This window comes from Pseudomonas viciae (assembly GCF_004786035.1).
GTDB classification, from domain to species: domain Bacteria; phylum Pseudomonadota; class Gammaproteobacteria; order Pseudomonadales; family Pseudomonadaceae; genus Aquipseudomonas; species Aquipseudomonas viciae.
In genome coordinates this window covers 700,757-725,085 of sequence record NZ_CP035088.1, presented here as the reverse complement: position 1 = coordinate 725,085, position 24,329 = coordinate 700,757, and the positions used below count along the sequence as shown (strand labels likewise).

Genomic DNA, 24,329 nt, shown 5'->3' with positions numbered 1-24,329 from the left:
AGTCTTTCAGACACGCGAATGAATCAACTCAGCGCCACGGTAGGGAACGCGTGCGCTTCGATCTGCGCCGCCGTCGCCGGCCTGCCTTGCGGGGTGTGAACCGCACCATTGGCATTGGCTACCAGTGGTTCGCTGCGCAAGCGCGCCATGAACCCACGGGCACGCACCGACACCGGATCAGAACTCTTTTTCGCCCTCGCCAGCACTGGGATGTAGTAGCGCTCAACCTGACTCTGTGAGGTCTTGAATACCGAGGTGACCCCACTGCGCAGATCCAGTGACACGCCGTAGGTATTCCCGAAGCAGGAAGAATACGACCAATGATCCCAGGTAGGCTGCAGCCCCTTGCGCCTCATCGCCGATCTCACCCGCCCGCCAATATCGGCCCCCGTCAACCAGTCTCCCCCCACCAGAGTGGCGCGGATATCCTTGGCGGCCCCTCCCAGGCGCTGCGTCACATCACGAACACTGCGCTCGATCAGCGCGCGGATATTGTGATCGAAATGAATGACTGCCCCCACCCTGGTGGTCGGGTTGTACAACGAAGCGATCACACAGGTCTGCGCGTTCAACGAGAACAGATAATTGTCCGCCGCCGCTTCGCTGAACCTCGCCACCACCGCCTCGCCTTGCAACGCGCCTCGCGCCACATCCGGGAAGATATGCCCGGGAAACGCCTCCCGCAGATCGCTCACTCGCCCCAGGTTGCGTACGTCATCATTGCCGCCGCTCATGCCGACGGTTTTACGTGCCCATTTGCCATTCGCCATCCGGTACACGGGCGGTTTGTAAAACGCGCCGGGCCGACGGGCATCCACCAGGCACAAACCATCGAAATAGATATCCCCCCTTACCTGGTAGTACCGGCCTTTATGCCGTATGTAGAAGGCATTTCGCGGCTGCGTTGCGCTGGACGGGCTGAGATAGGTGCCCTGGAAAGCCCCCTCGGTCACCCGCTGCAAATTCTTGGGCGGTTTCCTGACCGCTTGTTTCGGATTGAAACGGATGGGTTGGATCAGCGGCCCGGCTTCCCTGGCGGCGACCGATGGCACATGCCTCAAGCGCTGGGCGGCCAGTGACATCGGCCTCACGGCGAGCTTCAGGCTCCTGACAGCCTGTCCCAGCAATGGGGCCATGCTCGTTGCCCCAAGCATGCCGAACAGTGCCCCCCAAGTCGCTTGCAGCCAATGGCCGAGCGCCCGATCCGTGTCGCCCTGCACATGCGCCTCGATCGCCTGCCTGGAACTGAGGGCAATAAAACCGGCATCCAGCAGCAGGGCAAAGGGCGGATAAACCATGCACACGGGAGCGGAGGCAAAGAGCAGCCCCTTGATCACCTGATGCCTGATCACCTCGCCGCGACTGTTGGTGACGTCCTCCACGTCAGTGACAGCGCGTTCGATGTAGGCATCGAACTCCGCCGAGATATCCATCACCCGATTGAACTCGCGCACCGCATCGAGGCCGACGCTCGTTGCCGCCAACCCCATCAGCGAGCTCCTGGCGGCGGCACGGGCACCGACTGCCACGCGCTCCAGCACGTAATCACGCAGGCGTGCGGCGACCGCCCCGGGGAAGTCCTGGTATTGGCGAAACATGACGCCATCCGGAGCGTCGGGGGTGTACAGCCAATAGACCCCCTTGGGATCAAAGTAGGCAAAGACATAGACACCCAATACGACATGGCCGCCGACGGTAAACCTGAACACGCCTTCGCGCTGTGCGACGGCCTCGGAACTCACTGCACCGTTCACAGGCATCGACTCACTCAGGAGCGTGATTTGCCGAGTGAGCCACCAGAACTCACGAGCGTTCACCAAGGATTTGCCCGTCGCGACACGCAGGTCGCGGTCCATCCTGGTCAGCAACAGGTTGCGATAGGCCGTGCGTCGCTTGGTGTATTCGGGAGCATTAGCATCGAGAAACCGGGCGCGAACCTGGCGCGCATACTGCTCGCCCACGTAAGCCCGTCGAATGTAGGTCGCCAGCTCCGCACTGCGGACCTGCCCCAGGTCCTGCCCAACCGATGAGCGCACGCCCTTCCTGGGGTTGTCGATGCCCCAATTGTCGTCATACCCATGGATGGCAAGTTCCAGCAGGCTGGCGACCTTCGTCTTGCCATCCGCCAGCCCCGGGCTGTAGTCGATGAGCACCGTTGCGGGGTCGACCACTTCCTGCACACCCGTGCTGCGCATGTACGGCGCGATGGCTTGGCTGACAGTACGCTTGGCGAAATCCACAAAGACTTCATAGCCCGCAAGCTGCTCGTTGAAGACCTGCTGATGAACCCGAAACTCCTGGCTCAAACTGCTGATGATGCGCCGGGAGTCAAGCGGCAGGGCGGCGTACCACCGAGGCGATTCGTCCTGCTCCACCTGCGCCAGGTTGTTGGCCAAGCCCATGGCAACGGACGCTTCGAGGCAGGCCTTGAAGGCAGTCGTCGTGGCCCTGGGATCTTTGTTCAGATCCCATGCCGTCGGCTTGTCCGCCACGGCGGCAAAGTACTCCCGGGCCACATCACGCTCGGCCACAGAGAGTTGCTGCAGCAGGTATTGGCGACCCGCTTCACGTTCAATCCATGCACCTATTTGCGCACTCACGGCCCGAAGCGAGGGCAACTCGATCCACTCCTGGCCATCAGGCTTGCCGGGGGCGTACAGCAACAGCTCGCTGAGCTCACCCGACCGGTCTTCGCGGTAGAACAACAGCAGGTCGGAACACTTCAGCTCGTTTGGAAGGGCAAGGCAGGACACACGCCAAACGGTGACCGATCGTCCCGAGGCCTCAGGTTCCCACAGGGCTTTCAGAGCCTCGTGGTGAGGCGCCTGCAAATGACCTGCACAACGAGCGATAAACGCGCTTTGCTCCAGTCGCGCCACGAACCAATCGAGCATGGCGTCTTTCAGATCCGGGCGTTCATATTGACTGAGCAATGCCGACAAGTACCCGGCTGGAGCATCCACATCCGCCAGCAGTTGGGTAATGAAGGCTGGCGAAAGTGGCTGGTTACGCAACATGCCGCCGTTTTCCACCAGGAATACCGACACGCTGTCCGGCCTTACCGGCCCCGCTGCCAGCAGCTCGCTCAGGCTGTGGACTTGCACCGGCTGGTCAATGATGGAGCGCCACTGCAATTGCACGCGAATGCTGTCGGGCTCGACCTCCATGTCCAGTTCGCGCCGGACATAGTCCTTGGCCAAGTGCCGGGCGAACGCACGCAACGAACCCAGGCCATCGAGCAGTTCATCCACCAGCACCTGAGCTTGCGAGGTCTGCTCCTGAAAAGCCCTCAACCTTTTATGTTCAGCTTTGCTCAGCCCCCGCAACCAATCAGGCAATTGCAACCGGGTTAGCGCCTTGAGATTCTGGCGCTCGCCAGCGGTTGCCAAGGCGGCCAATTGATTTGTCCGACGCCAGGAATCCTGGAGTTTTTCGATGTTTTCCCGTAACCCGTCGACATCCATGCCGAGCAACTGGTCAGGCTGGAACAGCCTGTCGATCGCGACCCTATGCTCGCCGAGCTTTTGCCTGATCAGCTCCTCAAGCGCAGCGTCGCCCTCTGTCATTTGCCAATGGCGGCGTAGATAGTCCTTGTAGTGCTGGATAAACCCCGCGGCGGTTCCCTCCACCGCCTGGGCGATAACCTCCCGGCGCTCGACCGGGAACCCCAGGTCAGCACCGTCCGGCCAGCGATAGGGCGCATTCTGTTCTTCGTCAGTGACCACAGGCTTGTGGTCGATCATGCGTTGCAACACCGTGTCGAGCAGGGTGCCAATGAAGTGCGGGTCAATGTTGCCTTGGTAATAGTGAGTGCGCAGCTCGACCAACACATACTCTTCGAGCACCTCCAGCAAGCTCATCTGGGTTTGCAGTCGCGCCTCGATAGCCGCCTGCCACCGGGACAATTTCTCCAAAGTTGCCTGTACCGTTGCCACCTGCGGGGAAGCTACCGGCCCCGCGCCGTTCACGTTTGTTTGCCGCTCGGCCGTGTTGTCCATCACATTCCTCCCTGTTGTGTGGACCCGCACCTTATCCGCCCGACAACACGGCCATGCCATACATATATATATCGAAACACCAACCCCGCCGGCACAGACTCACTTATCCACTTTGACCGCGACCTGGCGTACACTGCGCGCCTTTGCAGCCCTGCGCTGCCCCCTGTAGATTTTTTCCAAAGGTGCCCGCCATGCCTTGGCTGCAAGTACGTCTGGCCATCAGCCCGGAACAAGCCGAAACCTACGAAGACGCGTTTCTTGAAGTAGGCGCGGTATCGGTGACCTTCATGGACGCCGAAGACCAGCCGATCTTCGAGCCGGAGCTCAATACCACGCCGCTGTGGTCCCACACCCACCTGCTGGCCCTGTTCGAAGGCGGCACCGAGGCCGCCAGCGTGCTGGCCCATCTTGAGCTGCTGACCGGCAGCCCGCTGCCCGAGCATCACAGCGAAGTGATCGAAGACCAGGACTGGGAACGCAGCTGGATGGACAACTTCCAGCCGATGCGCTTCGGCCAGCGCCTGTGGATCGTACCGAGCTGGCACGCGGCGCCAGAGCCCGAGGCCGTGAACCTGCTGCTGGACCCGGGCCTGGCGTTCGGCACCGGCACGCATCCGACCACCGCGCTGTGCCTGGAATGGCTCGACGGCCAGGACCTGAAGGGCTGCAACGTCCTCGATTTCGGCTGCGGCTCGGGGATTCTGGCGATAGCCGCGCTGCTGCTGGGCGCCAAAGAGGCGGTCGGTACCGACATCGACGTCCAGGCCCTGGAAGCATCCCGCGACAACGCCGGACGCAACAACATTGCCGAAGCACTGTTCCCGCTATACCTGCCGCAGGACTTGCCACAAGTCCAGGCCGACGTATTGGTGGCCAATATCCTGGCCGGCCCGCTGGTGTCCCTGGCGCCGCAATTGTCCAGCCTGGTCAAGCCGGGTGGGCGCCTGGCATTGTCGGGCATCCTCGCCGAACAGGGCGAGGAAGTCGCCGCCGCCTATGCCACGGACTTTGCCCTGGACCCGATCGCCAATCGCGATGGCTGGGTGCGCATTACCGGACGTCGGCGCTAGAATGGCCGCCTGTATCAACCGGATTGCCGCATGACTGACAGCTTCGTCACCCAGTGTCCGCATTGCCACACCAGTTTTCGCGTCAACCATGGTCAATTGACCGTGGCCCGCGGAGTGGTTCGTTGCGGCTCGTGCCTGCAAGTGTTCAATGCCGCGCGGCAATTGCTGGAACAACGTACTGGCAAGGAAACCGTCAGCCCCCTGGCGCCGCCGATCAAGACGCCTGCCGCAGAAACGCCACCTCGGGCGATCAGCCAGAAACAATGGACCGCCGCCGAGCTCGACCTCGATGATCTGGACAAGGAACTGGCACGCCTGGAACGGCGTGACAAGCGGGCACCGGACACCTTCGGCCGACGCCGCGAAGACAACCTGAGCGCGCAACGCGACCACCTCTCGAACGAGCAGGAGCCGTGGTCCGATAGCCTGTACAGCGAAACCACTACCGAGCGCGCCGAAGCCGTCACCCTGACGCCCGTCGAGTCATTCGCACCCCATGAACCCGCCCGGCCACCGCGCACCGAGCCGTCGTTGTCCCTGGCACTGGAACCGCTGGAGCCGGATGACGAGCCTGTCACCCTGCTGCGCCTGGAACCAGACGACGAGCCCCACGAACATCTCGAACGCCTGTCTGCCACCGACGATCACGACGAGGAACCGGTGCCGCCGGTGCCGTTGCGCAAGACGCGCGAGCGCCATGAACCGGGAATACGCGCCGAGGCCCTCCACGACCTGGACGACGACCCGCTGCAACTGGACTGGCGCAAACGCCGCTCGCCCTGGGGTCGACGCTTGCTGTGGGGCCTGTTGATACTGCTCGCCAGCGCAGCCCTGGCCGGCCAGTACATTGCCTACCATTTCGAAGAACTGGCCCGCCAGGACCAGTACCGCCCATGGTTCCTGCAAATCTGCCCGACCATCGGCTGCGACGTTCCGTCCAAGGTCGACATCGCCAAGATCAAGAGCAGCAACCTGGTGGTACGCAGCCATCCGGAGTTCAGCGGTGCCCTGGTGGTAGACGCGATCATCTACAACCGTGCGCCCTTCTCCCAGCCTTTTCCGCTGCTGGAGCTGCGTTTCGCCGACCTGAACGGGCACCTGATCGCCAGCCGCCGCTTCAAGCCCGGGGAATACCTGGGTGGCGATCTCGAAGGCCGCGGCGAAATGCCGCCGCAGACGCCCATCCACATCGCACTGGACATCCTGGACCCAGGACCTAAAGCGGTGAACTACAGCTTGAGCTTCCATTCGCCCGAGTGAAGCGGCCAGGGTCGGCCGATTGACGGCAGCTTTCTGACTGACCCCACCCGGACCAAACCGCTGGCGATAACAAAATAGCTGTTCAGATTTTATCCAATTCGACCTTTATCCAGTCATCGAGAGCGGGTATCATGCCAACCCTTTTTCGAAGTCTCATGATCCGGCCCCACTTCAGGGAAGTCCTATGTCGGCGGTACGCATCGGCCCATATACATTGCAGAACGGCCTGATTCTCGCCCCTATGGCGGGCGTCACCGACCAGCCCTTTCGTCAGCTGTGCAAACGACTGGGCGCAGGTCTGGTGGTTTCGGAAATGGTCACCAGCGACATGAGTTTGTGGAACACCCGCAAATCGCGTCTGCGCATGATCCACGAAGGTGATCCCGAGCCCCGCTCGGTACAGATCGCCGGTGGCGACGCCCAGATGCTGGCGGAGGCGGCCCGGGCCAATGTGGCACTGGGCGCGCAGATCATCGACATCAACATGGGCTGCCCGGCGAAGAAGGTCTGCAACAAGGCTGCCGGCTCCGCCCTGTTGAAAGATGAAACCCTGGTCACCGAGATCCTGCGGGCCGTCGTCGCCGCAGTCGATGTGCCGGTGACCCTGAAGATCCGCACCGGGTGGGACCGGGAGAACAAGAACGGCCTGACGGTGGCGAAGATTGCCGAACAGGCAGGTATCACGGCGTTGGCGGTCCATGGCCGCACCCGTGCCGACCTGTACACCGGTGAAGCCGAGTACGACACCATCGCCGCGATCAAGCAGGCGGTGTCGATCCCGGTCTTTGCCAACGGCGACATCGATTCGCCCGAGAAAGCCCGGTATGTGTTGGACGCGACCGGTGCCGACGGACTGTTGATTGGCCGGGCCGCCCAAGGGCGCCCATGGATTTTTCGTGAGATCGAACACTTTCTGCGCACCGGCGAAAAGCTCGCTGCGCCGCAGTTGTCCGAGGTGGAACGTATTCTGCTAGAGCATCTGGCCGCGCTGCATGCCTTCTACGGAGAAGTCATGGGTGTACGCATCGCTCGCAAGCATGTGGGCTGGTATCTCGCAACCCTGCCGGGCGCCAGGGAGTTTCGCGCCCGTTTCAATCGTTTGGATGGTACACAAGCACAATGCGCCGACGTTCAGGGGTTCTTCGCTGAGCGTTACAAGAGCCTGACAGGGGACGAAGGGGTGGCCGCATGACGATGATGACCGAGACTTTAGTGAGTGGAATAACACCCGTGAGCGACAACGTGAATTTGAAACAGCACCTCAACACGCCCAGCGAAGAAGGTCAGACCCTTCGCGGGAGTGTCGAGAAGGCGCTGCACAATTATTTCGCCCACCTTGAGGGCGCTGCCGTCACGGATGTGTACAACCTGGTGCTTTCCGAAGTCGAGGCACCTCTGCTCGAAAGCGTGATGAACTACGTCAAGGGCAACCAGACCAAGGCCAGTGAGCTGCTGGGCCTGAACCGCGGCACCCTGCGCAAGAAACTCAAGCAGTACGATCTGCTGTAAGCATTCAATCAAACCAGAAAGGCGCCCGCGTAAAAAACGGTCGCCTTTTTTGCTGACTTCCCTTGCTTTTGATGGAAATTGAAATGACCGACCAGACCACCCGCCTGCCGATCCGCCGCGCCTTGATCAGCGTCTCCGACAAGACCGGGATCCTCGAATTCGCCCGCGAGCTGCAACAGCTGGGCGTCGAGATTCTCTCCACCGGCGGGACTTTCAAGCTGCTGCAGGACAACGGCGTCGCCGCAGTGGAAGTCGCGGACTACACCGGTTTTGCAGAAATGATGGACGGTCGGGTCAAGACCCTGCACCCGAAAATCCACGGCGGGATCCTGGGTCGTCGCGGCATCGACGACGCCATCATGAACGAACACGGCATCAAGCCGATCGACCTGGTAGCCGTCAACCTCTACCCGTTCGAAGCCACCATCAACAAGCCAGGCTGCGACCTGCCGACCGCCATCGAGAACATCGACATCGGTGGCCCGACCATGGTCCGTTCGGCAGCCAAGAACCACAAAGACGTGGCCATCGTGGTCAACGCCAGCGACTACGCCAGCGTGCTAGACAACCTCAAGGCCGGCGGCCTGACCTACGCCCAGCGTTTCGACCTGATGCTCAAGGCCTTCGAACACACCGCCGCCTACGACGGCATGATCGCCAACTACATGGGCACAGTGAACCAGGCCGCTGAAACCCTGTCGACCGAAGGCCGCAGCGAATTCCCGCGCACCTTCAACACCCAGTTCATCAAGGCCCAGGAAATGCGCTACGGCGAGAACCCGCACCAGAGCGCGGCGTTCTACGTGGAAGCCAAGCCTGCCGAAGTCGGCATCGCCACCGCCACCCAGCTGCAAGGCAAGGAACTGTCGTTCAACAACGTGGCCGACACCGACGCCGCGCTGGAATGCGTGAAGAGCTTCGTCAAGCCCGCCTGCGTGATCGTCAAGCACGCCAACCCATGCGGCGTGGCCGTGAGCCCGGACGCCGAGGGCGGCATCCGTCAAGCCTACGAACTGGCCTACGCCACCGACACCGAATCGGCCTTCGGCGGCATCATCGCCTTCAACCGTGAACTGGACGCCGCGACCGCCAAGGCTATCGTCGAGCGCCAATTCGTCGAAGTGATCATCGCCCCTTCGGTCAGCGAAGAAGCCCGCGCCATCGTCGCCGCCAAGGCCAACGTGCGCCTGCTGGCTTGCGGCCAATGGTCGGCCGACCGTGCACCGGCCTGGGACTACAAGCGTGTCAACGGCGGCCTGCTGGTACAGAGCCGTGACATCGGCATGATCGGTAGCGAAGACCTGAAAGTGGTGACCAAGCGCGCCCCGAGCGAACAGGAAATCAACGACCTGATCTTCGCCTGGAAAGTCGCCAAGTACGTCAAGTCCAACGCCATCGTCTACGCCAAGAACCGTCAGACCATCGGCGTCGGCGCCGGCCAGATGAGCCGCGTGAACTCGGCCCGCATCGCCGCGATCAAGGCCGAACACGCAGGCTTGCAGGTACAGGGCGCGGTCATGGCCTCCGATGCATTCTTCCCGTTCCGCGACGGCATCGACAACGCGGCCAAGGTCGGCATCACCGCGGTGATCCAGCCAGGTGGCTCGATGCGTGACGCTGAAGTGATTGCTGCGGCCGACGAGGCTGGCATCGCCATGGTCTTTACTGGCATGCGTCACTTCCGTCACTAACATCGATCAATGTGGGAGCTGGATTTGTGCGGGAGCAAGGCTTGCCCGCGATAGCATCACCTCGGTTCGCCTGATCAACCGAGTTGCCTGCGTCGCGGGCAAGCCTTGCTCCCACACAAACTCGCTCCCACAGAAAAGCATCTCTGTGGTGCTCAACAGAATCAGCGTCATCCGAGGTTTTTGAAATGAATGTTTTGATCATTGGCAGCGGTGGCCGTGAACACGCCCTGGCTTGGAAAGTGGCTCAGGATCCCCGTGTGCAGAAGGTCTTCGTAGCACCAGGCAATGCCGGCACCGCCATCGAAGCCAAATGCGAAAACGTCGCCATCGACGTGCTGGCCCTGGAACAACTGGCCGATTTCGCCGAGAAGAACGTCTCGCTGACCATCGTCGGTCCGGAAGTGCCGTTGGTCGCCGGTGTGGTCGACCTGTTCCGCTCCCGCGGCCTGGATTGCTTCGGTCCGACCGCCGGCGCCGCGCAGTTGGAAGGCTCGAAAGCGTTCACCAAGGACTTCCTGGCGCGTCACAAGATCCCGACCGCCGATTATCAGAACTTCACCGAAATCGAGCCGGCCCTGGCTTACCTGCGCGAGAAAGGCGCACCGATCGTGATCAAGGCCGATGGCCTGGCCGCCGGTAAAGGCGTGATCGTTGCCATGACCCTGGCCGAAGCCGAAGACGCCGTGCGCGACATGCTGGCCGGCAATGCCTTCGGTGACGCCGGTTCCCGGGTGGTGATCGAAGAGTTTCTCGACGGCGAGGAAGCCAGCTTCATCGTCATGGTCGATGGCAAGAACGTCTTGCCGATGGCCACCAGCCAGGACCACAAACGAGTCGGCGATGGCGACAGCGGCCCGAACACCGGCGGCATGGGTGCCTACTCCCCGGCCCCGGTGGTCACCTCCCAAGTGCATCAGCGGGTCATGGACCTGGTGATCTGGCCGACCGTGCGTGGCATGGCCGAGGAAGGCAACGTCTACACCGGCTTCCTGTACGCGGGCCTGATGATCGACAAGGCTGGTAACCCAAAAGTCATCGAATTCAACTGCCGTTTCGGCGATCCTGAAACCCAGCCGGTAATGTTGCGTCTGCAATCGAGCCTGGTGCTGCTGGTCGAAGCCGCCCTGGCCCAGGCGCTGGACAAGGTCGAAGCCCAGTGGGATCCGCGCCCAAGCGTCGGTGTCGTATTGGCAGCCGGCGGTTACCCGGGCGACTACGCCAAAGGCAGCGCAATCCGTGGCCTGGAAGCAGCGGCCCAGCTGGAAGGCAAGGTGTTCCACGCCGGTACTGCGTTGCAGGACGGCCAAGTGGTCACCGCCGGTGGTCGTGTGCTTTGCGCCACCGCCATGGGCGCCAGTGTCGACGCTGCTCAGCAGCAAGCCTACAAGCTTGCCGCCGAGCTCGACTGGGAAGGCTGTTTCTACCGCAAGGACATTGGCTACCGCGCCATTGCCCGCGAGCGTGGCGAAAATCTGGAATAAATCCGGTCATTCAGCCAGGCAAGGGTCTATGGCCCTTGCCTGTCTACTCGGGCGCCGCGCATAGTTATAATCTGGCATCAACCTACGAAGGGATTTCGCCGTGCGCTGGCTCAGGATTGCCATAGGCTTAACCGTCACCCTGCTGACGCTGCTCTGTATGTTCCCCGCACAGGCCGCGCCCGGTAGTGGCTGGGCGGTATTGCTCGACGAACAGGGCGACCTGAAGCTGAGCGACATCCGCTCTGCCCGCTACACCAATCAATTCAGCCCCATCGACCTCGACCGCCTCAGGGCCGCCGAGCCTGGCGGCGCACTGTGGCTGCGCTTCCGGCTGGCCCCCGACAGGCATGAACAAATACTGCGCATCTTCGCGCCCGACCTGTCTCGCCTGAATCTCTATGTGCTGGACGGCGACGCCCTGATTGACCAACAAGTCAGCGGCGATACCCTGCCACGTACCGAACTCCCCGTGCCCACCAGCGATTTCATGCTGGCGCTGCCCCACAGCGATAAACCGCTGGACGTCTACCTGCGACTGGCGTCCCGGCACGAACTGCGCCCCTACGTCACGCTGCAACCGGCGGTACTGGCGGCGGCGAATCAGAACCAGACGCTGATCTATGGGTTGTTGTTCGGCTGCATCGCCATGCTGATCCTGCACAACCTCACCCGCTACGCCTATACCCGTTCACGCAGTTGCCTGTGGCTGGCGGCCTGTGAAGGGCTGCTGATGCTGAGCCTGGTGCTGCTGCTGAACCTGGCGGGGCCCTGGCTGCCTGACTGGCCCGCGATCCAGACCCCCGGGGCCTACCTGGCCCTGCTGCTGACCGCGCCCTGCGGCCTGATGTTCGCCTACCGTTTCTTCGCGCCCCTGGGACCGCATCCGTTGAACCGGCTGCTGCTGGGGGACATTGTGTTCGTCATGCTGTGCAGCTTGCTGCTGTTGTTCGTCAACACCCTGCCGCTCAATATCATGACCTATGCCCTGGTGGCCCTGGCTGGCCTGAGCATGCTGTTCGTCAGCGCCTGGCATTGGCAAAAGGGTTACCGCCCGGCACGGCTGTTTGTCGCGGCGATGGTGGTTTTCAACCTCGGTACGCTGATCACCCTGCCGGCCCTGCAAGGGCTCACGGAAGTCCCTCCCCAGGGGCTGATCGTCACGCTGCTGGTATTTATCTGCATCAGCGGCCTGTTGATGAGTGTCGCCCTGGGTGAACGCCAGCGTTCCATCAACGAGAGCCGTTTCAGCATCAGTCGCGACCTGGCGGCCAGCAATGCCGAGATCAATGCCAAGGCCGAGTTCCTGGCCAAGATCAGCCACGAGATCCGCACCCCGATGAACGGGGTGCTGGGCATGACCGAACTGCTGCTGGGCACCCCCCTGTCGGTCAAGCAGCGTGACTACGTGCAGACGATCCACAGCGCCGGCAATGAACTGCTGACGTTGATCAACGAGATCCTCGACATTTCCCGACTCGAATCCGGGCAGATCGAACTCGATGATGTGCAGTTCGACCTCAATGCCCTGATCGAGGACTGCCTGAGCATCTTCCGCGCCAAGGCAGAACAGCAGAATGTCGAGCTGATCAGCTTCATCCAACCCCAAGTACCACGGGTCATCAGCGGCGATCCGACGCGCCTGCGCCAGGCACTGCTGAGCCTGCTGGAAAACGCCTTGAAAAAAACCGACGAGGGCGAGGTGTTGATCGTCGTGGCCCTCGACGAGCGCAGCAATCAGCCGCGCCTGCGCATTGCCGTGCAGGACAGCGGATCGCCGATGGACGCCGAAGAGCGCGACACGCTGATGCATGCCGAGCTGCACAGCAAGAATTTCCTCTCGGCCACGCGCCTGGGCGGCAACCTGGGCCTGGTCATTGCCCGCCAGCTGATCATATTGATGCACGGGGAATTCGGCATCAAAAGCGGCAGCAGCCAGGGCAGCACCTTATGGCTGACGTTGCCGCTGGACCCGGATCGCCTTGAACATCCGACCTCCGACCTCGATAGCCCGCTGCAAGGGGCGCGCGTGCTGATCGTCGACGACAACGACACCTGTCGCAAGGTGCTGGTGCAGCAGTGCAGCGCCTGGGGCCTGAATGTCAGCGCGGTGCCGTCGGGCAAGGAAGCCCTGGCGCTGCTGCGCACCAAGGCTCACTTGCGGGACTATTTCGACGTGGTGCTATTGGACCAGAACATGCCCGGCATGACCGGCATGCAACTGGCGGCCAAGATCAAGGAAGACCCGAGCCTGAACCACGACATCCTGTTGATCATGCTCACCGGCATCAGCAACGCGCCGAGCAAGATTGTCGCGCGCAACAGCGGGGTCAAGCGCATTCTCGCCAAACCAGTGGCCGGCTACACCCTCAAGACCACCCTGGCGGACGAGCTGAACCAGCGCAACAAAGGCCAGGCGCAGAACGTGCCGGTGAACGCGGGCCCGGTTACCCCGGTGAAGGTACCCAGCGACTTCCGCATCCTGGTGGCCGAGGACAACAGCATTTCCACCAAGGTCATCCGCGGCATGCTCGGCAAGCTCAACCTGCAACCCGACACCGCCAGCAATGGCGAAGAAGCCCTCAAGGCCATGAAGGAGCAGCGCTACGACCTGGTCTTGATGGACTGCGAAATGCCAGTGCTCGACGGTTTTTCCGCCACCCAGCAACTGCGCGCCTGGGAAGTGGGCAACCAGCGGACCCGCACCCCGGTGGTGGCGCTCACGGCGCACATCCTCGCCGAACACAAGGAACGTGCGCGTCAGGCCGGGATGGATGGACACATGGCCAAGCCGGTGGAGTTGTCGCAACTGCGCGAGCTGATCGAGCACTGGGTGGCCCAGCGCGATCAACAGAACAGGTCAGCGGCGCACACGTCCTAAGTGGCGACAGGACGGTCAACGGCGCGCCGCCACGCGGCTTAAAGTTCCAATGCGTGCAAATGGCGGTTGGTTTCAGCGATCACAGCGGCTGCAACTTTTGCTCTGAAGGTTGCGTAATGCAGCGTGCTAAATGTAACGACTGCCATTTCTTCCTGGCTGCTTTCCACCACTTCCTCTATTGGCCAAAACAGAAATCCGGAGACCGTTCTGCGGGTGCGGAACTGTTTGTGATAGAGGCCTATCTCTATTTTTCCGGAGGACTTGGACGTACAAGGAATCACCTGGAAGAATCCCGTATCACGCAGCAGGCTTGTTCTTTCGAACACCTCAAGGGCCTCGGGATTACGCTCCAGGGCTCCTAAGGCGTGACTCGCCTGCCGTGAAAAACTCCCGCCAAACGACTGGGATATTTGCCGTGAAACGCTATCGGCCATTAATCCCTGTCCAGCCTGCTCGGGCCTGACAGGACGCGCCGAATCCCATCCCAAATACCTGAGCTTATTCTTGTAGTAGTCGAACCAGTTGCCTACCAGGCCGTCCCTGTATGCCGAACGTGTTGCCAATTGCGCGTACAGGTTGCTCAGGTAGATATCTTCTCGGTCCTGGAGGGACAGCCTCTCATCAAATGACACGATACTCCCGCCCACGACGGCAGCCCTCGGTACGTCACTGCGGCCCATGTCATTCATAAAGACACAGCCCCCGACACCTGATGCTCAACAGCGTCAGAAATATCAAAAATATTCTCGGTCGCCTTACCCCCCAGTTTTTTGACAATCGCATCGCGCAGGGGCGCATAGAGCGCATCTGACAAATTCGCCTGGAAACACCTCAGCTGAATATTGCCCAGTACTTGATCGGTGGAGAAGAGTGCCCCAAGAGGATTGGAAGTCACCTGCCCGGCTTCAAAGTCGACGCAGACACTGTTCAGCACAGGACCTGGCTGCGCCAGAATGACTTGCAGCCTGACCCTGTAACCTCTTTCAACGGTTGTTTTGGCAGGCTCCGGCTGTCTAGGCCCCTGAACATGCTCGCGCAATAGATCAATGGCCGGCAGGGTGCAAGACAATTGAGCGACGCGATTCAATAGGCGAGTGACGTCCGTCACAATAGTTCGATCAACATGCGCCTCCAGTTGTTTTTCCACCCAGGCAATTATGTTGCATTTTTCTGAGGCATTAAGTGTAAATCTGTCCCACGCTACAGCCCTCTGCAACCAACCGTTCTGTAGAACTTCCCGATAGGCACCATACCATTCACCCGGCTGCGAAAGAGCTGGATATTTCTTGTTGGCGACCAGCTGCGCAAATAGCACCGAACTCAGTACATCACGCCTTTCCTGTTCCAGCATATCGTTTGCCAGCAAGACAACAGCCCCGGCATTAATAAAAACCGAATACTGATCTTTCATATCATCACCTGCTTCGCCAATGGATGGCGACTACTGTGTAGTCGCCAAAAGTTCACAAGAGATCAGATCTCGTACTCTTCGATTCTTTTCTGCGCACGATCACCCAACCTGGCAATGATCGTGGCTCGGGTACGATTAATAACTGCCGGTACCATGGTCATATGGCATTCGCCGCGATACAGATCGACCGAACCGCTGTCCCAGTCCACAAACAGAACTTTGGTCTGATTGGTCCGATTGATGAAGCGCACGGCGCCCAGGGCCAGAATAACTTCGCCGTCCGGAGTTTCGTGGCAGGCCGCCACACCAAATCCTCCCGCACCGGAGTCTCTGATGTTCTGATCAAAAACCCGAAGCGGTTTACCACCGGTTTGCAGCGCAGCTATTGCATCACCGGCCACTTTAAGCATCAGCATTGAGGTTGGGCCGGGAACAGTAGCTGCGGCCACGGCCGAACCCAGAATTTTCAACACCAGTTGATCCATTTGGAAGCTCTTGCCGGAAGCCGCAACCGTGTCGTAATACCGTTGCAGAATAGTCCAGCCGCAATCCTGCATGACGTTAAGAAATAGTTGATACCACTCTTTACCCTGTTCGTCCCGCGGGTACTGCCTGTTAGCCACTAACGATGCAAACAGATAGGAGTGCTGAATATCCGCTTGATTCTGCTCCGTCATGCCCGATACAAATGCCAGGATACTGTCCCCGACAATGGAAGCACGGTCGGGTTTTTCGACAGTCTCATTAAACCCAACTAAACCCACCTTGGCGGCACGCGAAGAAACAACAACATTGTCCGACGTGACATCATAATTACTCAGGCGATCAAGACGATCCGTCAACGTTACAACTGAATCAAAGTTAGCGCTCATACATAGTTCCCTTATTCAATTAAGATCCTCCATGGATCCCAAGCACAAAATGACGTAATCCAGCCCCGAACAACAAGCGCAAAACTGTAACCACACATAATACCTGCGACACTAAAAACCCCCTGCCCTCCTGAAACAACATCGCCACAATAAAGAGAAGTTTTTCTGCACTTAAAACGCTCACGGTAAGCCGACAGGCACCCCGGCGCCTGATAAACTCCACGCCAATTTCATTCGTCGTGAGCCTCGACCATGCTCCATGTGCTGTTCAGCGTTTACCTGAAGATGTTGGTGCTCTACAGCCCCTTCTTCGTGTTGTCGTGTTTTATCGGCCTGACTCGCGGCTATTCACGCAAGGAACAACGCCGCCTGGCCTGGAAGGTCGCGACCGCGACGCTGGTGTCCAGCGTATTGCTGTACTTGTTCGGGCGGGTGATTTTCAGCGTGTTCGGCATCACCGTGGACGCGTTCCGTATCGGCGCCGGCAGCGTGCTGTTCATTTCGGCACTGGGCATGGCCCAAGGCAAGTCGGCGGTCCAGACCGACAACGTGCAGCAGGACGTGACCATCGTCCCGCTGACCATTCCATTGACCGTCGGCCCCGGCACCATCGGCGCCCTGCTGGTGATGGGCGTGAGCCAACCGCACTGGGACGATAAGCTCATGGCCATCATCAGCATCGCCCTGGCCAGCTTCACCGTCGGCGTGGTGCTGTACCTGTCCAGCCGCATCGAGAGGATTCTGGGCGACCAGGGCTTGCAGATCGTCAGTCGCCTGATGGGGCTATTTGTCTGCGCGCTGGCGGCGCAGATCATCTTTACCGGGGTCAAGGGCTATCTGGTGCCGTAATCAACCCACCTCATTGGTTTCCACCACAGACGACACGTTCGACAACGCCTTGAGCGTGACGCCGCCCTGGACATCCGGCAAGGCATCCAACCGCTCTATCAGGGTCGAAACGGCATAATGCCGATTCCCGCCAAAACTGAGCAGGACTTCCCCGCGCAAGTTGATATCTGCCGCATACACCTCGCGAACAATCACACTGTGCCCACTGTCCGGATCAATGATCACCAGGTGTTCATGGACGCGACTGAGCAACAACGGGTCAGGCTCATCCAGGTCCCAGATCAATTTGCCGGGGACTGTCACCGCGCTGCCCAGTGAATGTCGGCAGTCGAGGATGACCGACTTGACCCGCAGCCAGGCCGCTCTTGACAGCCGGTAACTCACCGCGCCTTGCCCCATGCGCAGGATCAGGGTCGTGACATCGTCCGGCATCAGCGCCAGGAGATCATCGATCTTCACCTCCTGGCCCTCGACAACCAGCACCTCGCCTTCACGCTGGACATAACTGAGTGGTCCCATTTGCCCCGTGCCGGGCAAGGTCAGCAGCTGTCCATTCTTGCTTTCATGAAGTAATACCTGGGTCTGCCGCTGGGTTCCCAATAACGCGAAGGATTCCGGAATGGCGGCCCTGGGAACCCGGATGACACGCCCGGTCCTGGCGACGAACCACTTCAGGCTCTCAGGCTCCTCCACCGACAGCAGTGCGCTATGGAACGGCTGGGCCGCCAATAGCCTGAGCCCCTCTTGCTCCCGTCCATCCTGTGCGACCACCCATTGACGAGTGACACCGGTAATCAACGCCGGCTCCTGGTCGCGTAACGCGAGCACCACCCCCTCGAATGTCACGCCACGCAGCCCCACACCTTCGGCCTTCAGCTCGACAAACTGCCAGGGCGCCCATTCACGTTCCGCGCGGGGCAATGCATCAGCCTGCAGCACGCGTGAGCCCTGGCCAAATATCGCCGCCAATTTCTGTGGATCGATAAAAGCCTGGCGATAGACTTCGCCACTCGAAACATCGAATAACCAGGCCGCCTCGCCATCCGGGGTGGCGCCGAGCAGGCGTACTTCCTTGGCGTGCCCCAGTTCAGCCAGCAACAGCCTGTTGCCGACATACCAGGCACACAACTTGGCGTCGTCATTGAAGTTGCTCAAACCGATAAGGGCAAAGCACTCGCTCGCGTATTGCCGGGCCAGCGACTCCAACGCCAACCACCAATGCACCCGATCCTTGAACCATGCCTCGTTCACGCCGCCCAGCTCGAGATCGCCCAGGCTCGTCAGGTTGAAGAACCGGCCATCGGATGTCAGCGCCACGTATCCACTCTCGACAGCGATCACATCCTCCAGCTTGTCGGACTGCAACCATCTGTTGGACCACTGCCCTTTGCCCGCGACCAAGGTTCGCTGCCTACGACAGAGTTCCTTTCTGAGCCGGTCATAAACCACGAACATATCACTGTCGTCGGCCAGCGTGAGCAGCGTCAGATCGGTCATGTTCTTGATCGAATCGGCCCAGCCACGGTGCTGGTTGGGTCTGGACGAAGGACGAATGATCAAGCCGTCTCTGTCGCGCACCCAGGCCATGTCCCGTAACTGCGCCTCACTCTTCCAGCAGACCGAAACGAAGGGCGCCGGTTGCCAATTGACGGTGGCAAAGCTGTCCTCGTTGCGAACATACGGGACAAAGGGGTAATCGCTGCCCAAGACCTGCGACCAGTCGGCCAGTGTCTCGCTGGCGCTGAAAATGGACTCCAACGCTGGATCCAGATCGCGCGTGACTGAACTGAGCAGCAATTGCCCCTCATGAATCACATACACCAGTACATCGTAGGTCTGATCCTCGCGAGTGATTTGCTGTACGACATGAATCACCCCCTGCGCATCCGCCTCGACACGCTGGATGATGGCAGTCACATTCCTTGTGCTGCGCAACCAATAGCGATGGCTCAGCAGCCCGGTGACCGCGTCGGCTTGCCAGATGATCAGATTCTGCGGGTCGTAGAAATAGCAGGAACCGCCCGCCACCGCTCCCAGCACCGCTTCATCGACGCCCGGCAACTCGTCACGCATGAACAGGAAACGGTCGTCCTTGGCGTCATACCAGGCCGTGACGTAGCGGGGTTCGTCCGGCTTCTCGAACGGCACCAGGTAACGATGAACCGGTGTATACGGCATCACCAGGCGGTGCTGCCTGGCCAGGGTCTGGAAGTGCTCCTGCAACGCCTGCCGATCCATGCTCGCAGGCACCTCCTGCTCGACAACCACGAGCTTGCCCGCCCCCATCTTGAACACTTGATCCTGGCTGATCCGCAGCAGCACGTCATGACGCCCCGATCCACTGAGCGTCACTTGAACGTCACCGATGAACAGTCTTGCGTAACGCTCGATCCGGATATCACTCTCCTGGGCCCAAGGGGCGTCCAACACCCAACTCGAGTTCAACGGACGCGTCGTATCGAGGGTCAGGCTCACGCCGGGATGGAGCACCAATGCACAGCGCTTGCCGGCACCCTGGATCTCATAGGTGATTTTTCCGTGCCAATCCGGTGGCAGCACGGGCACCACCAGAGAGCGATCGATGCCATCGAGCAACACCTTGATCGCTGTCGGTCGATAATCCGGGACCAGGCGATAAAGGATGTAGTCACTGGGGAACGAGTAGAAGGAAAACAGAAACAGCCATCCTCCCTGCGCGGTCTTTTTCTCCAGGCGCCGCGCCGTGTCGAACCCGGTGTCATGGCGCAGTCTGGCGAAGGGTAATGCCTTGTACTCGTAGCGATAACAGGTTTGCGGTGTGCAGGGCAGGACGATGACTGAACCCGCGGGCGGCGCGAATTTGGCTCGCCCCGGTAGATTCAGATACCGACGGACATCGATCGCCCGCTCGTAATCGTCATCAAAGGTAGGCACCCCGAAATGATCGCGCAACGGATACAGTTTGGGGCTGTCCAGCATCAGCTCGGCGCGGGTCAGGTCCAGTGTATGAACGATCAGCGACGAACGCGGCAGCCATGCACCACCGCTGGCATCAGGGCGATAGGGCTGGAGATGGGCGGTTGCCACCTCATCGAAAAACAGCCCGACCTGCTTGGCTTCTTCGGCAATGGTGGCAAAACCTTGGGCCAGTGCCGCCACTCCCACCGCCAACCCGCCCAGCATCACGGCAGCACCGCCCAGCAATGCTCCAGCGGTGGTGGCACCGACGGCGTAGGCACCCACCGACAACATCAGGCTGGCCGAGTCGAACGCCAGTTGGGTAGCGAACTGAGCGCGCTCGACTTCGGTTTGTGCAGCCGACAACTGATAGATGTCGAATCCGACATTCGCCAATTGCAGCAATCCCCCGGTCGCTTCGCTCACGCTGCTTCCCACTGCCGCCTTGACCACTGGCGCGACGGTACGGGCAATCAGTTTCTCCTGGGCCAGTGCCTGTCGAACCAGGCCGACCAGGCCGGCGATTTCGGCCACGTTGCCATGCACCAATTGCGCGTAATTGACATAGGCATGCAAGCGGACCGCCAGGCTCAATGGCCGCTCAGGCCCCTCTCGGCCCCGTAAGGCGTTCATCAGCGCTTGTATGGCGAAGCCGGCGTTCAGGGTGTGAACGCTGCCGACCTCGGTCGGATCGTTCACGACGGAGGATCTATTGGCCAAGGCTGAAAAACGTTCCGAGAGGTAGTTCTTTATCCGCAGGAGTCGATGGTCGTCCGTGACGGCCCGCACCAGGTGTTCCGGATTCCCAGGATCGATCAGGCTTATCCGGTACGATCCGTTCGACAGGACCTCCAGGGTTTCGAACAACGGCACAAGGTGGGGGGCCAACTGATTTTTCTGCTGGAGGCCGCTCGTCACATGTTCAATCTGCTGGCCCCACCAGTGACCATCCAGCGCCAGCAGGCAATTACCCAGTCGCGGATTGCTCTGCAGCGACTGCCCACGAGCGTTGATCAACCGCTGCCGGACAGGACGTTGCACTTGGCCGGGCAACGCGCCGGGCTGCAGCAGTTTCGAGACCTGGATGGCCCCCGCCAACGTCACTCGTGACACCCGCGCGCCGTCCAGTTCGATCAGGTCGAACATCGGGCGAGCCGCATCGCCATACGCCGCGTAATGACTGGCCATCTTCTGCTGGAGGAAGAACTGCTCCAACGCCTGCCTGAACCGAGTCGAATCCTCGAATTCGAATAGCCCAAAATTCGGATCGTAGAAATGAAAAGTGCTGCGTTCGCCCTCCAGGGTCTTGGCCACCAGCATGGCGTGATTGTCAGAGTTGAGCATCAGCGTACTGGTGGCTGTCCTGGCTTGCAGAATGTCCACGACCGCATTCAGATCCGAGCGCGCCAGCGCACTGCCGACATCGCCGATCTGCACATCGCGCAATGACTCCACGCACTGCACAAGAGTCGCCGAATCGCTGGACCCTGGCTCGATAACTCCCAGGTAGAAACGCTCGCGCAGGGTGTTGACCGCCGCCTTGCCCTCGGTCAAGGCAGCCGCCATTGCCAGGGCCAGGGGATAACAACGTCCGCCGATCCTGTCGCCTTCGCCCTGGAGCAGTAAATCCTGGGGCACGAGCTTGATCGTGTCCGCTTCGAAATCGTCCAGGACGCTACCCAGGCGCTCCACGATCCGAACACGGTACTCCAGCTGCGCCACCTGCCGGATGCGGGCTACCTGCCGGCCCCATTGGCGCAACGTCAAAGGCTGTTCCAGCGCCGCTTTCTTCAGCCCCAAGGCGGTTTCGTCATGCCCTGGCGGGTCATCGGTGGCACTGGCAAGCCCGGCCAGGAAGGCGGGGGCCTTACGCTGATACAAGGCCTGTTCGATCGTCGCGTAGCGGCCAGCGGTGCCGTGAGTGGCAAGGTTGTTGGCCAGGTTATCCAACTGCGGGCGAACCGCGTCGAAGCTGCGATTATCCAAGCTCTTCGCACCGATCAAGGCGCCCAGCAGCAAGCGTTGCAGGGGGCTCAATTGCGCGATTTCGAACCGCCCCTCGGCCAGTTGCTTCAAGAGCTCGGCGATGGACAACTGCCGCGTCTGCGCATCACCCAACGAAGCAGGCGGCAACACGTCGGCGCTTCGGGCGAGGATCGCCTGGCGCTCATCAAAGCCCAGCGGTATGGCCTTGTCGAACGTCACCACGCCGTCATGGCTACGATTCATGCTCTGCTTGAACGGCTCACCCAGCTCATCGGCCAGGTGCTGCAACAGGTCGGTGGACAGCACATACCGCCCTTCGATCACCGGCCAGCCATCATCGAATTGGAGAGTGCGGTATTTGAGCAGCTCAGCCATCTCACCCGCATAACGCGCCTTGAACCGGCCCTCTTGCCAGCGTTTTATCTCATCGCTGAGCCATTGCCGGGTGTCACTCTGGTTCTCTTTCCAGGAGTGATCCTGCTCCTCCTCGGTGGCGCCGTTGACAGTGCCGATGGCGGCAATGGCAGCCCCCTCTCGCCACTGCTCAGCGGTTCGCGGCGTAAGGTGCGTGCTCAGGTAGTGCGCCACCCCCTCACGCATGGCGCCGGGGCCAGTCAGATAGATCGTCCCTTCACTCTGGGGACGGATGCCGTCGCTGTAGTAAGTGGCGGCCGCCTCGACCAGGAAAGCCGCGCCCATTTCCACTTCCGGCGGCAGCTCATGGAACGCGCCGAAAACCTGCGTCGCGGCCTGCCGCGCCAGACCGCTCATGGCCTCGACATCGGTGAGGGCCACGTTCTGTTCATCTGCCAGGCGCGCGGTGGTATCGACGATTGCATAATTGCGCCTGAAACGCGCGAGCACGCTGTTGAGCATTGCCGCCCCTGGGTGGGCCATCAGGAAGGCGTTGCTCAACGAGTTTCGTACGGTCACGGCTCGCAGCTCGTACGGGCGAGCCAGGCGCTCCGCTGGCGGGCAGAAAACGCGTTTCAACTCGGGTCGGCTTTTCGCGAAACGCTCGAGTGCATCGCGATGCTCGGCCGGGATTGCGCTGGAATAATCCGTATACTGGCCGCGCAAGGCCTGACGGCCTGGCATCCATTCGGGATTTTGATCGAGCAGCAACTGCAGCACGCCCAGGCGTGCGTCGGTCTTGAACCCGCGAATGTCCACCTCGCCCAGTTTGTCCAACAAGGGCGGCAGGTGATCGATATCGACATAGCTGCCACCCTCGGCGAGCAAGGCTTCGATCCGCACGATATCGGAGCCCCCCGCCAACATCCCGCGCAGGCTGATCTCGCGTTCGTAGATATCCCGCAAATTCAAGGGTGCTTCACCGATGGCAACGTCGCGCAGTGTCAGGCCGTCCCCAGCCAAGGCCCTCAAGCTGAGACGGTTTTCGTTCATCAGGGCCTTCAGCCGCACCTTATCCTGCCCATAGGCCCGAACCAGCAGATCGATTCTCGCGTCATCGGCGCTGCCGCCGTTTTCCACGGCCTTTTGGATATGCGCGTACATCTGCTGCTTCAGCACAATGACGCGCTCTTCGTAACGGTCGCCCAACGCCAACGCATCGCTGCTGGCCTGCCCGCCATTGAGCATGGCATCGGCCTTGGCGGCTTCGACAATGATCCGGTTGGTTTCATGGGCCAACAGCGCGTCGCTGTCATACCAGAAGCTGAGGCGATAACCCTCTGCGCCCATCACCTGTTTCCAGACATTGATGTAGTCACGCTGAATCGCCCCGACACCGCCGCCGAGCCAGACAAAGTGCAGATTTTTCGGCACCTCGGTGGCGGGCATTTTCAATTGCTCAACACTGTTGTGCAGACGCGTTTCGAACCCTTCGATCTTGTTGTACGTTTGCGCCAGATCCACTGTCCCGGCGCCCTCCGAACTCAACGGCCCTGTCGCACGACGCGGTCGGCTACTGCCCCGCAAAGCGCCCACCGCTTGCTTGAGCAGCCCCAGCGGCTCCAACATGCGCGGCGAATCCAACAAGGCGATACAACCGAAGTAATACCGGAGCACCGCATCATATTGATCGGAGCCCTTGTGGGAAATTAATGCCTGTTCAAGATCCTTGAGTTTCAATAAACCCACAAAATCGACGTAACTGTCCGTCGATGAGAACTTGGATTCACTCATATACAACACTTCCATTTATTGTAGAGAGACAAAAATAAACTTCACGCATCCATGCGCTGATAGACCTTTGAGAATCGGCTGCCTGGCCAAGCGATGAAGATCCACTCAGGTGGCAGCTCGTCCCAACAAGGCAGACAAGAACATAACGGCCATTCGGTCACTACTCAACTAACAAGGAATTCAATAAGTTTCCAGCCACAACAACTGCAAGTTTGTTTCCTCACAACTCGACAATTGGG

The 24,329-nt window shown here is 60.5% G+C and carries 13 protein-coding genes; 8 read left to right on the top strand and 5 right to left on the bottom strand.

Annotation, left to right across the window (positions count from 1 at the left end; genetic code table 11):
- Positions 1–23: 23 nt before the first annotated feature.
- Positions 24–3,998, bottom strand: a complete 3,975-nt coding sequence (locus tag EPZ47_RS03195; RefSeq protein ID WP_135843499.1) for a dermonecrotic toxin domain-containing protein — start codon at positions 3,996–3,998, stop codon at positions 24–26.
- A gap of 191 nt (positions 3,999–4,189) precedes the next feature.
- Between EPZ47_RS03195 and prmA the strand changes: the two genes are divergently transcribed.
- The 7 genes from prmA (at position 4,190) to EPZ47_RS03160 (ending at position 13,887) form a co-directional block, all read left to right on the top strand.
- Positions 4,190–5,068 carry a 50S ribosomal protein L11 methyltransferase gene (gene prmA / locus EPZ47_RS03190; RefSeq protein ID WP_135843498.1) on the top strand — a complete coding sequence of 293 codons (879 nt, stop codon included), beginning with the start codon at positions 4,190–4,192 and terminating at the stop codon, positions 5,066–5,068.
- A 30-nt stretch (positions 5,069–5,098) separates the two neighbouring features.
- Positions 5,099–6,328 (top strand): DUF3426 domain-containing protein, encoded by a 1,230-nt coding sequence (locus EPZ47_RS03185; RefSeq protein WP_135843497.1) that lies wholly within the window; start codon positions 5,099–5,101, stop codon positions 6,326–6,328.
- Between the two features lie 184 nt (positions 6,329–6,512).
- The gene (gene dusB / locus EPZ47_RS03180; RefSeq protein ID WP_135843496.1) at positions 6,513–7,520 is read left to right on the top strand and encodes a tRNA dihydrouridine synthase DusB; all 1,008 of its coding nucleotides are present in this window, start codon (positions 6,513–6,515) and stop codon (positions 7,518–7,520) included.
- Entirely contained in the window at positions 7,517–7,837 is a 321-nt protein-coding gene (fis, locus tag EPZ47_RS03175; protein ID WP_025211617.1) for a DNA-binding transcriptional regulator Fis, read from the top strand. Before dusB ends, fis begins: the two co-directional genes overlap by 4 nt.
- Before the next feature lie 83 nt (positions 7,838–7,920).
- Positions 7,921–9,528, top strand: coding sequence for a bifunctional phosphoribosylaminoimidazolecarboxamide formyltransferase/IMP cyclohydrolase (purH, locus tag EPZ47_RS03170; RefSeq protein WP_135843495.1), 1,608 nt, complete (start codon positions 7,921–7,923; stop codon positions 9,526–9,528).
- A 185-nt stretch (positions 9,529–9,713) separates the two neighbouring features.
- Complete coding sequence (purD, locus tag EPZ47_RS03165) at positions 9,714–11,009, top strand: phosphoribosylamine--glycine ligase (protein ID WP_135843494.1); 1,296 nt, start codon at positions 9,714–9,716, stop codon at positions 11,007–11,009.
- Between the two features lie 100 nt (positions 11,010–11,109).
- Positions 11,110–13,887 carry a hybrid sensor histidine kinase/response regulator gene (locus tag EPZ47_RS03160; RefSeq protein WP_135843493.1) on the top strand — a complete coding sequence of 926 codons (2,778 nt, stop codon included), beginning with the start codon at positions 11,110–11,112 and terminating at the stop codon, positions 13,885–13,887.
- Between the two features lie 38 nt (positions 13,888–13,925).
- Here the strand turns inward: EPZ47_RS03160 and EPZ47_RS03155 are convergent, their stop codons facing one another.
- The 3 genes from EPZ47_RS03155 to EPZ47_RS03145 all read right to left on the bottom strand — a co-directional run bounded on the left by EPZ47_RS03155 (position 13,926) and on the right by EPZ47_RS03145 (position 16,170).
- Positions 13,926–14,576 carry a hypothetical protein gene (locus tag EPZ47_RS03155; protein WP_238346702.1) on the bottom strand — a complete coding sequence of 217 codons (651 nt, stop codon included), beginning with the start codon at positions 14,574–14,576 and terminating at the stop codon, positions 13,926–13,928.
- Positions 14,573–15,298 carry a hypothetical protein gene (locus EPZ47_RS03150; RefSeq protein WP_135843492.1) on the bottom strand — a complete coding sequence of 242 codons (726 nt, stop codon included), beginning with the start codon at positions 15,296–15,298 and terminating at the stop codon, positions 14,573–14,575. The genes EPZ47_RS03155 and EPZ47_RS03150 overlap by 4 nt, the downstream gene beginning before the upstream one ends.
- A gap of 62 nt (positions 15,299–15,360) precedes the next feature.
- On the bottom strand, positions 15,361–16,170 hold the full coding sequence (locus tag EPZ47_RS03145) for a hypothetical protein (protein WP_135843491.1): 810 nt from the start codon (positions 16,168–16,170) through the stop codon (positions 15,361–15,363).
- A gap of 252 nt (positions 16,171–16,422) precedes the next feature.
- On the opposite strand from EPZ47_RS03145, the gene EPZ47_RS03140 reads away from it, so the two are divergent.
- Positions 16,423–17,019: a MarC family protein gene (locus EPZ47_RS03140; protein ID WP_003186248.1), complete on the top strand. Its 597-nt coding sequence runs from the start codon at positions 16,423–16,425 to the stop codon at positions 17,017–17,019.
- Here the strand turns inward: EPZ47_RS03140 and EPZ47_RS03135 are convergent, their stop codons facing one another.
- Positions 17,020–24,090, bottom strand: coding sequence for a TcdA/TcdB pore-forming domain-containing protein (locus EPZ47_RS03135; RefSeq protein ID WP_135843490.1), 7,071 nt, complete (start codon positions 24,088–24,090; stop codon positions 17,020–17,022). It lies immediately after the preceding gene.
- Positions 24,091–24,329 lie beyond the last annotated feature (239 nt).

What these genes read in the sequence shown, in the direction of transcription:
- prmA (WP_135843498.1), top strand. Translation starts at nt 4,190, where the DNA reads ATGCCTTGGCTGCAAGTACGTCTGGCCATCAGCCCGGAACAAGCCGAA.
- EPZ47_RS03135 (WP_135843490.1), bottom strand. Translation starts at nt 24,090, where the DNA reads ATGAGTGAATCCAAGTTCTCATCGACGGACAGTTACGTCGATTTTGTG.
- EPZ47_RS03185 (WP_135843497.1), top strand. Translation starts at nt 5,099, where the DNA reads ATGACTGACAGCTTCGTCACCCAGTGTCCGCATTGCCACACCAGTTTT.
- purH (WP_135843495.1), top strand. Translation starts at nt 7,921, where the DNA reads ATGACCGACCAGACCACCCGCCTGCCGATCCGCCGCGCCTTGATCAGC.
- EPZ47_RS03140 (WP_003186248.1), top strand. Translation starts at nt 16,423, where the DNA reads ATGCTCCATGTGCTGTTCAGCGTTTACCTGAAGATGTTGGTGCTCTAC.
- EPZ47_RS03195 (WP_135843499.1), bottom strand. Translation starts at nt 3,998, where the DNA reads ATGGACAACACGGCCGAGCGGCAAACAAACGTGAACGGCGCGGGGCCG.
- EPZ47_RS03155 (WP_238346702.1), bottom strand. Translation starts at nt 14,576, where the DNA reads ATGAATGACATGGGCCGCAGTGACGTACCGAGGGCTGCCGTCGTGGGC.
- dusB (WP_135843496.1), top strand. Translation starts at nt 6,513, where the DNA reads ATGTCGGCGGTACGCATCGGCCCATATACATTGCAGAACGGCCTGATT.
- fis (WP_025211617.1), top strand. Translation starts at nt 7,517, where the DNA reads ATGACGATGATGACCGAGACTTTAGTGAGTGGAATAACACCCGTGAGC.
- purD (WP_135843494.1), top strand. Translation starts at nt 9,714, where the DNA reads ATGAATGTTTTGATCATTGGCAGCGGTGGCCGTGAACACGCCCTGGCT.
- EPZ47_RS03150 (WP_135843492.1), bottom strand. Translation starts at nt 15,298, where the DNA reads ATGAAAGATCAGTATTCGGTTTTTATTAATGCCGGGGCTGTTGTCTTG.
- EPZ47_RS03145 (WP_135843491.1), bottom strand. Translation starts at nt 16,170, where the DNA reads ATGAGCGCTAACTTTGATTCAGTTGTAACGTTGACGGATCGTCTTGAT.